This is a genomic window from Stenotrophomonas sp. P5_B8 (genome assembly GCF_054049855.1).
Window position 1 is genome coordinate 1 of the sequence record NZ_JBFULO010000253.1, and the last position, 5,439, is coordinate 5,439.

Here is a 5,439-nt window from a genome sequence, read left to right on the forward strand (position 1 = left end):
TACCGGCGCAAATCTTTGCCCCGGGCACTGTGCCGGCGTATTCGAACTACGGCACCAGCCTTGCCGGCTACATCGTCGAGCGCGTATCGGGGCAGCCATTCGTCGACTACGTCGAGCAGCACATCTTCGTGCCGCTGCAGATGCAGCACGCCAGCTTTCGTCAGCCGCTGCCGCCTGCGTTGCGTGGCCGGGTCTCCCAGGGCTATGCACTRGGATCGGGCCAGCCGCGCGACTTCGAAGTCACCCCGTCCGCGCCGGCCGGGGCGATGTCGGCCACGGGCAGCGACATGGCGCGTTTCATGATCGCGCACCTGAGCGCGGCGGGCGGTCACGACACGGCCATTCTGAAGGCAGCGACCACTCAACAGATGCTGACGCCGCAGACCCGCTTCGCGCCACCACTGAACACCATGGCACTCGGGTTCTACGAGATCGACGTCAATGGTCAGCGGGTGGTGTCCCACGCCGGTGACACCTACTCGTTCCACTCGCAGCTGTTCCTGTTCCGCGACCACGACGTCGGCCTGTTCGTCGCGCTCAACAGCGCCGGCGCCAACGGCGTCACCGGCCCGATCCGCCGTGAGCTGCTGGAGAACTTCGCCGACCGCTACTTCCCGGCAGACGCCCCCGCCGCGGCACCGCAGGTAGACGCCGCGCTGGCCAGGGAACAGGCGCGCCAGCTGGCCGCACCGAGCTATCTCGATTCACGTCGCGCCGAAACCGGCATCGGCCGCACCGGCATCCTCACTCAGACGCGGCTGGAGGCGCTGGACGATGGCAGTCTGCGCCTGCCGCGCCTGAAACAGCCCAACGGACAGCCGTCCACCTTCAGGCCGATCGCACCGTGGTTATGGCAGGCGAACAACAGCGAGCTGCGCCTGGCCGCCATCCTCAAGGACGGAACGCCGGTCGGCTTCGCGGTCGACGCGTCCTCACCGTTCAACGTGTTCCTGCGCGCGGAAGGTTACCGCTCGGCGGTGTGGCTCAAGCCACTGCTGACCGCTGCCATGGCGGTACTGGCGCTTTCCGCGCTGGCCTGGCCCGTCGCCGCGTTCGTCCGCCGTCGTCATGGCCGCGTGCTGGCCTGGCCGCGCAGGACGCTGCTGGCCTATCGCCTGAGCCGCCTCGCGTGCTGGTTCATGCTGCTGGTACCTGCAGCAGCCATGGCGTTGATGGCGTGGGCGGCCGCGGATTTCGCCCGCCTGGACGACCGTCTCGATCCGGCGGTGATCGGGCTGGGCACCGCCTCCGTGATCGCCATCGTCGGCGGGCTCGCGGCGATGACCTGGAACCTGCTGCAGACGCTGCGCGGCGGACGCGGCTGGCTGGCACGCCTTTGGGCCGTGCTGCTGCTGATGGCCGCCTGCGTGCTTGCCTACGCGCTGGCTCTGATGGGCCTGGCCGACTTCGCTCTCAACTACTGACCCGTCGCCCCGCTTCGGGGCTGGAGACATCCTGTGAAACTCACCCTGCAGATCGACACGCTTGCATTGCTGGCTCCGTTCCGGATCAGCGGTTACGTTTTCGAACACGCCCAGGTGCTGCGCGTGGAACTGGAAGACGGCGGCCATCGCGGCCGTGGCGAAGCCAGTGGCGTGTACTACCTCGATGATGCGCCAGAGCAGATGCTGGCCACGCTGGAACAGCTGCGTGCGCGGATCGAAACCGGCATCAGCCGCGCCGACCTGCAGCAACTGCTGCCCCGCGGCGGCGCGCGCAACGCGCTGGACTGCGCATTGTGGGATCTGGAGGCGAGCCGGACCGGCAAACCGGCCTGGGCGCTGGCTGGGTTGTCGCAGACCCGGMCGCTGCTGACCACCTGGACCCTCGGCGCTGATGATCCGGCGACGATGCAGTCGATCGCCACCGGGCGTTATGCGGCCGCCAAGGCGCTCAAGCTCAAGCTCAGTGGCGAACTGGATATCGATAGCGAACGCGTGCGCGCCGTCCGCAAGGCGCGCCCGGAGGTATGGATGGGCGTGGACGCCAACCAGGGCTACACCGTGGACGTGCTGGACGCGTTGATGCCGGTGCTGCTGGACAACGGCATCAAGTTGCTGGAACAGCCGCTGCAGCGCGGTCGCGAAGCCGAACTCAAGGGCTTCGCACGACCGCTGCCGTTCGCTGCCGACGAAAGCGTTCAGGACGCGGCGGACATCGAAGCGCTGGCCGGTCTGTTCGACGTGATCAACATCAAGCTCGACAAGGCCGGCGGACTCACCGAAGGCCTGGCCATGGTCGACAAGGCCCGTGCACTGGGCATGCAGGTGATGGTCGGCAACATGATCGGCAGCAGCTGGGCGATGGGCCCGGCCTTCATCGTGGGCCAGCATTGCGACGTGGTCGATCTCGATGGCCCGCTGTTCCTGCGCGAGGATCGCGTCCCGGGCCTGCGCTATGACGAGGGACGGGTGCATTGCGAGGACGCGGTGTGGGGCAAGGGGGTGCAGGCATGAGCATGACATCGCGGCATCCGCGCACCCTCAGCTGGCGCGCGCTGGTGGCCGGCCTGCTGCTGACCTCCAGCGCCGTGTTCTCGCCGCTGCACGCACAGGCCCCGCCGCCCGCCGCCGCGCCGCAGCCTGCAGCCACCCGGGCGCCTGACAGCGTCACTCCCCCGCCGGCCGCCACCGGCACGCTGGATGCAGCCCGCGTCGACACCTTCCTGGACGGCCTGGTCCCCTACTTGATGGCGCAGGGCGATCTCGCCGGTGCCGTGGTCACGGTGGTCGAGAATGGCAAGGTCGTCACAGAGCGCGGCTTTGGTTTCTCCGATGTCGAGAAGCGCACGCCGGTCGATCCCAAAACCACCCTGTTCCGCCCCGGGTCCATCTCCAAACTGTTTGTCTGGACCGCGGTGATGCAGCTGGTCGAACAGGGCAAGCTGGATCTGGACGCCGACATCAACATCTACCTGGACATCAAGGTCCCGGCCAACGGTGCGCCGATCACGCTGCGCCAGATCATGACCCACACCAGCGGTCTGGAAGAGCGCATGCGCTACCTGATCGTGCTGGGCCCGGACCATCCGGCCAACCGCGACAACTTCCTCAAGGAATGGGTGCCCAACCAGATCTCCGCACCGGGCACCACGCCGGCGTATTCCAACTACGCCACCGGCATCGCCTCGTACATCGTCGAGCGGGTCAGCGGCCAGCGCTTCGAGGACTACGCCAGACAGCACATCCTGCAGCCGCTGGGCATGCAGTACGCCAGCTTCGAACAGAAGCTGCCGGCCGAGCTGCTGCCGCACGCCGCCAAGGGCTATCTGCTGGGCTCGGGCAAAAGCTACCCGGCCGAGAAGAACACCGCGCCGGGCGTGGGCGGTCTGTATGCCTCCGGCTCGGCGATGGCACGTTTCATGATGGCCACGCTCAATCATGGTGAGCTCGACGGCCAGCGCATCATGCGCGCCGAGACCAACGCACAGATGCTGACCCCGCAGCCGGCGATCCTGCCGCACCTGCCGCGCATGGCCCTGGGCTGGATGGCCTCGGACACCGGGGGCTACGACACGCGCTCACACGGCGGCACGATGCTGTTCTTCTACTCGTGGCTGTGGATGATCCCGGAACGCAACATCGGCGTCTTCGTTTCCACCAACAGCGTGGGGCGTGATGCGGCCGGTTCTGCCCTGCGCGCCCAGGTGTGGGAGCGCTTCGTCGAGAATTTCCTGCCGACCCTGCCGATCGAACGCGCCGGCCCGGGCGTGGATGCTGCCACGGCCCGCTCGCACGCCGCTGCGCTGGCCGGGACGAGCTGGCAGAGCACGCGCCGTTCGGACAGTTCCTATCTGCGCATGCTGACGCTGTTCGCACCGATCCGCGTGCACCCGCAGGATGACGGCACCATCACCGTGGATGGCCAGAAGGGCCTCAACGGCCAGCTGCTGCGCTGGCGCGAGGTGTCGCCGTGGTTGTGGCAGCAGGAAAACGGCCGCGGCCTGTTGGAAGTGAAGGTCAAGGACGGCCGACCGGTGTACTTCTCCGGCGGTCCGTTCGCCTCGGTGTTCGGCTTTGAACCGATCCCCGGCTGGCGTTCGCCGGCGTGGCTGCGCCCTGCGCTGTTCGTCGCGCTGGGGCTGCTTACGCTGTCGGCCGTGCTGCGCGTCGGTGGCGTGTTCGTGCGCCGCTACTACCGTGTCAGCGCGCCGGCAGAAAACCGCGGCCTGCGCTGGCTGCAGACGCTGTCGATCACCACGCAGCTGGGCACCGTGGCCGCCTGGGCGCTGTACGTGAAATCGATCGCTGGCCCGGGCGCGATCTCGTCGTACACCAACGGGCCGTTGATCCTGGTGCAGGCGCTGTCCTGGCTGAGCGTGTTCGCGGCAGCGGCATTGGTCTGGGTGGCGATCCGCACCCCGGCCAGCTGGCCGCGCGTGCGCCGCTACGGCGCCTGGGTGGTCGCACTGGCAGGGCTGGTGGTGGCGTTCGTTGCCATTACCCAGCGCCTGATCAGTACCGGCCTGCAGCTCTGACCCACGGATGCCCCGCCCGATGAGCATCGCTGCACCGCCCAGGGCCTGGTTCGGGCAGCCGCCAGGCCTGACCATCCTGTTCCTCACCGAGATGTGGGAGAAATTCTCCTACTACGGCATGCGGGCGCTGCTGGTCTATTACATGACCAAGCAGCTGCTTTTCTCGCAGGAGCAGGCCTCGATGGTCTATGGCCTGTACACCGCGCTGGCCTACCTGAGCCCGGTGTTCGGCGGCCTGCTCGCCGACCGCTGGCTGGGCAAGCGGCATGCGGTGATCCTGGGCGGGGTGATCATGGCGTTCGGCCACTTCCTGATGGCCTTCGATGCCCTGCTGTATCCGGCACTGCTGGCGATCGTACTTGGCAACGGGCTGTTCCTGCCGACCCTGCCGGGCCAGGTCGGCGACCTGTACCGGCGCGATGATCCGCGTCGTGGCTCGGCGTTCAACGTGTACTACGTGGGCATCAACCTCGGCGCGTTTCTCGCGCCGCTGGTCTGCGGCACGCTGGGAGAGGTGTATGGCTGGCACGTCGGTTTCTCGGCCGCCGGCATCGGCATGCTGCTGGGCCTGGTGGTCTACATCAGCGGCCGACGGCACCTGCCACCGGATCCGCCGCGCAGCGAGCGCGCCACGCTGCCCTTCTCCGCGCTGTGGCAGCCGACCTACCGACCACTGCTGCAGCTGATGACGATGATTGCCGGATTGATCGTGGTATTCCGACTGGCCTACGAGCAGATCGGCAACACCATCGCGATCTGGCTCGATACCGGCGTGGACCGCGTGATCACCGCCGATTTCACCGTCCCGATGACCTGGTTCTTCTCGCTCAATCCGCTGCTGGTGTTCCTGATCACACCGCTGCTGGTGCGGCGCTGGACGCGGCAGGCGCGCGAGGGCCGCGAGCCGGCCGCACTGACCAAGATGGCGATCGGCGCTGCCGTGGTCGGCCTGTCATTTGCGC

4 protein-coding genes are annotated in these 5,439 nt (G+C 67.6%); all 4 read left to right on the forward strand.

Annotation, left to right across the window (positions count from 1 at the left end; all coding sequences use genetic code 11):
* The coding region (locus ACXJKH_RS13615) for a serine hydrolase domain-containing protein (RefSeq protein ID WP_457320024.1) at window positions 1-1,424 on the forward strand (1,424 nt) is incomplete at its 5' end.
* Between the two features lie 33 nt (window positions 1,425-1,457).
* A complete protein-coding gene (locus ACXJKH_RS13620) occupies window positions 1,458-2,456 on the forward strand; it encodes a dipeptide epimerase (RefSeq protein WP_457320026.1) in 999 nt (332 codons plus the stop codon).
* Window positions 2,453-4,477, forward strand: a complete 2,025-nt coding sequence (locus ACXJKH_RS13625) for a serine hydrolase domain-containing protein (RefSeq protein ID WP_457320028.1) — start codon at window positions 2,453-2,455, stop codon at window positions 4,475-4,477. Before ACXJKH_RS13620 ends, ACXJKH_RS13625 begins: the two co-directional genes overlap by 4 nt.
* Before the next feature lie 19 nt (window positions 4,478-4,496).
* Window positions 4,497-5,439, forward strand: a 943-nt coding sequence (locus tag ACXJKH_RS13630) for a peptide MFS transporter (protein WP_457320030.1), incomplete at its 3' end; no start/stop codon positions are given.